Source organism: Nonomuraea longispora (genome assembly GCF_004348345.1).
GTDB classification, from domain to species: domain Bacteria; phylum Actinomycetota; class Actinomycetes; order Streptosporangiales; family Streptosporangiaceae; genus Nonomuraea; species Nonomuraea longispora.
This window is the reverse complement of record NZ_SMJZ01000370.1, coordinates 1-3,649: the sequence shown is the minus strand read 5'-3', so window position 1 is coordinate 3,649 and position 3,649 is coordinate 1. Positions and strand designations below refer to the sequence as shown.

The following is a 3,649-nucleotide window of genomic DNA, read 5'->3' as shown; positions in this document are numbered from 1 at the left end:
CCTCCACACCCTCCCGGCCCCCGCACCATCCATCGAGACAGCGGCAGGGACGGCGGCGGAGGCGGGGGGCCGGCTGGCCGCGCTGGCCGCCGCTCTCGCCCTGGCCGCCGCCAACCGGCGCGACGCGCGCGTGCTGGCCGGCCTGCCCGCCGGGTGGCGCAACGTACGCTCCCAGCCCCGCCGCACCCGCTTCGCCGAGGCCGACGTCGTGTACGACCCGCTTCCGGACACCATCACCGTGATCGGCGCCGGCCCGGACACCGTCGTCCTCGAACACGACGGCGTCCGCCACACCTTCGAGGTCGCCCGGTACGACGGCGACCCGAAGGTCTACGTCGACCACGCGGGCGGCTGCGCCGTGCTGACCCCGCTCCCCCGGCTGCCCGAGCCGGTGGAGCACGTCGCCCCGGGCTCCCTGCTGGCCCCCATGCCGGGTGGCGTGCTGCGCGTCGAGGTGGCGGCCGGCGACCGGGTCGCCAAGGGGCAGGCGGTGCTGGTGCTCGAAGCCATGAAGATGGAGCATCGGATCACCGCCCCCGTCGCCGGCGTGGTGTCCGGCGTACACGTAGAGGAAGGCCGGCAGGTCGAGGCGGGAGCCGTGCTGGCGATCATTCAGGAGGAGAGCACATGACCCTGGTCCACCAGGACCTGGCCGCGGGCGTCGCGACCATCACGCTGGACTCGCCGCCCAACCGCAACGCCCTGTCCGTGCGCCTGCTCGGCGAGTTGAAGGAGCGGCTCGACTGGGCGCTGGCCGAGCCGGCGGCCAGGGTGATCGTGCTGACGGCGACGGGCGGGGTGTTCTGCTCGGGCGCCGACATCAAGGAGCAGCGCGCGGCGGACGGCAGGCCCGGCGCGCCGGTGACGGCGTCGTTCCCGGAGGTCCTCACGCTCATCTGGGAGAGCCCCAAGCCGGTGGTGTGCCGGCTCAACGGCACCGCGCGGGCGGGCGGCCTGGGCCTGGTGGCGGCGTGCGACTTCGCGGTCGCGCCGCTCTCGGCGTCGTTCGCGTTCACGGAGGTACGCCTCGGCGTGGTGCCGGCGATGATCTCGGTGCCGGTGCTGCGCAGGCTCGACCCCAGGGCCGCGGCCGAATACTTCCTGACCGGCGAGGTCTTCGACGCCGCCAGGGCCGCGGAGATCGGGCTGATCTCCAGGGCCGTGCCCGAGGAGGAGCTGGACGCGGCGGTCGCCCACTACGCCGACCTGCTGATCAAGGGCGCTCCCGAGGCCCTGGCCATCACCAAGCAGCTGGTCAGGAAGGTGCCGGCGATGTCGTTCGCGGACGGGCTGCGGGAGATGACCGCGTTGTCCGCCGAGCGGTTCACCTCGGAGGAGGGTCAGGAGGGCATCACCGCGTACATGGACAAGCGCCCGCCCGCGTGGGCCACGCGATGACCCTGCGCGTCGCCAACTGCAGCGGCTTCTACGGCGACCGGCTCTCCGCGGCCAGGGAGATGGTCGAGGGCGGGCCGATCGACGTGCTGACCGGCGACTGGCTGGCCGAGCTCACCATGCTCATCCTGGCCGGCAACCGGCTCAAGGGCAGGCCCGGCTACGCGCCGACCTTCCTGCGGCAGCTGGAGGACGTCCTCGGCCCCTGCCTCGACCGGGGCATCAAGATCGTGACGAACGCGGGCGGCCTCGACCCGGCCGGATGCGCCGAGGCCGTGCACGAGCTGGCCGCGCGCCTCGGCCTGTCCCCCGCGGTCGCCCACGTCACGGGCGACGACCTCACCGGCCAGCCCCTCGACCTGGTCAACGCCGACACCGGCGAACGCCTCGACGCCACCCCGCTCACCGCCAACGCCTACCTGGGCGGCCGTCCGATCGCCGCCGCACTGTCGGCGGGCGCGGACGTCGTCGTGACCGGCCGCGTCACCGACGCCGCCCTGGTGACAGGGCCCGGCATCTGGCGGTACGGCTGGGGGCCCGGCGACCTCGACCCGCTGGCGGGGTCGGTGGTCGCCGGGCACATCATCGAGTGCGGCTGCCAGGCCACGGGCGGCAACTACGCGTTCTTCCAGGACGTACCCGATCTCGCCCACTGCGGTTTCCCGCTCGCGGAGCTGCGTCAGGACGGATCGGCCGTGATCACCAAGCATCCCGGCACGGGCGGCCTGGTCTCGGTCGGCACGGTCACCGCCCAGCTGGTGTACGAGCTGGGCGGCCCCCGCTACCTCGGCCCCGACGTGGTGGCCAGGTTCGACACGATCACGCTCGCCGACGACGGGCCCGACCGGGTGCTGGTCTCCGGCGTACGCGGCGAGCCGCCCCCCGGCACGCTCAAGGTCGCCGTCAACCACCTGGGCGGCTACCGCAACACCATGACCCTCGTGCTCACGGGCCTCGACGTGGAGGCCAAGGCCCGGGTGGCGGAGGAGGCCGTCTGGGCACGCATCCCGCGCGAGTCGTTCGACGCGGTGGACGTGACGCTCACGGAGCCCGGCCTGCTGCGGATCACGGTCATGGACGCCGACGAACGCACGGCGGGTCGTGCCTTCTCCGCGGCCGTGGTGGAGACGGGGCTGGCCAGCTACCCGGGCTTCTACGGCCTCACCCCGCCCGGCAACGCCTCACCGTACGGGATCTACTGGCCGGTCCTGGTCCCGGCCGCGGACGTACGCCCTCAGGCCTTCCTGGACGGCACGCGGATCCCCGTCCCCGCGGTCGCGGCCCCCGGCGAGCCCGCGACGGCGCTCCCGGACCCTGAGCCGCCGCTCACGTCGGGGCCCGCCGACGGGACGGCACACGCGGACGGGGCGGAGGGCGGGGAGGGGACCGTGTGGATGCCGTTGGGACGGCTCGTGGGCGCGCGTTCCGGTGACAAGGGGGGCAACGCCAACCTGGGGGTCTGGACGGGCACGCGGGACGGCTACGCGTGGCTGGCCGGCACCCTGACGCCCGACCGGCTCAAGCGGCTGCTGCCGCACCTGGCCCCGTACCGCGTCGACCGGTACGAGCTGCCCAACCTCAAGGCGCTGAACTTCGTCGTCCACGGGCTGCTGGGCCGGGGCGTGGCGGCGAGCCCGCGCATGGACCCGCAGGCCAAGGCGCTGGGTGAGGAGCTACGCGCCCGTCACATGCACATCCCCGCGGCGCTCCTCGGCTGAGCCCGCCGTGCCGGCTGTGCCGGCTGTGCCGGCCGTACGCCAGCCGAGCAGTCCCGCGCCCAGCAGGCCCGCCCGCGCCCCGAGCGCCGACGCCCTGACCTCCGGTGCCTTCCGTCCCGGCGGGTGGGGGGACAGGAAGGCTGTCAGGCGGGCTCGGAGAGGGACGATCAGAGCGTCTCCCGCGTGCGAGACGCCGCCGCCGATGACGACGGCCGCGGGATCGAGCAGCCGCGTGTACGTAGCCAGCGCCAGGGCGAGCGTCTCCACGGCCGTGTCCCACACCCTCCCGGCCGCCGGGTCTCCCTCGGAGGCCCGCCGCACCACCTCCTCGGCGCCGGCGGCGCCGTACCGGGCCGCGACCGCGCCGCCCGACGCGTACGCCGCCAGGCAGCCCCGCTGCCCGCACCCGCACGCCGCTCCGCCGGGGTGTACCGGGATGTGCCCGATCTGCCCGGCCCATCCGGCGGCGCCGCCGTACAGCCGCCCGGACAGGACCACGGCGCCCGCGATGCCCGTGCCGATGGGCAGGTAGAGGG

The 3,649-nt window shown here is 74.9% G+C and carries 4 protein-coding genes; 3 read left to right on the top strand and 1 reads right to left on the bottom strand.

Features of this window, described 5'->3' with window-relative positions; all coding sequences use genetic code 11:
* The 3 genes from E1267_RS43070 to E1267_RS43060 all read left to right on the top strand — a co-directional run.
* The coding region (locus tag E1267_RS43070) for an acyl-CoA carboxylase biotin carboxyl carrier protein subunit (protein WP_132341994.1) at positions 1–631 on the top strand (631 nt) is incomplete at its 5' end.
* Positions 628–1,398 carry an enoyl-CoA hydratase-related protein gene (locus E1267_RS43065; protein WP_132341992.1) on the top strand — a complete coding sequence of 257 codons (771 nt, stop codon included), beginning with the start codon at positions 628–630 and terminating at the stop codon, positions 1,396–1,398. The genes E1267_RS43070 and E1267_RS43065, both read left to right, overlap by 4 nt.
* Positions 1,395–3,113 (top strand): acyclic terpene utilization AtuA family protein, encoded by a 1,719-nt coding sequence (locus E1267_RS43060; protein WP_132341990.1) that lies wholly within the window; start codon positions 1,395–1,397, stop codon positions 3,111–3,113. Before E1267_RS43065 ends, E1267_RS43060 begins: the two co-directional genes overlap by 4 nt.
* On the opposite strand, the gene E1267_RS43055 is transcribed toward E1267_RS43060, so the two are convergent.
* A partial coding sequence (locus E1267_RS43055; protein WP_132341988.1) for an ROK family protein occupies positions 3,069–3,649 on the bottom strand: 581 nt, incomplete at its 5' end. The two genes, E1267_RS43060 and E1267_RS43055, sit on opposite strands and share 45 nt — an antisense overlap.

What these genes read in the sequence shown, in the direction of transcription:
- E1267_RS43060 (WP_132341990.1), top strand. Translation starts at nt 1,395, where the DNA reads ATGACCCTGCGCGTCGCCAACTGCAGCGGCTTCTACGGCGACCGGCTC.
- E1267_RS43065 (WP_132341992.1), top strand. Translation starts at nt 628, where the DNA reads ATGACCCTGGTCCACCAGGACCTGGCCGCGGGCGTCGCGACCATCACG.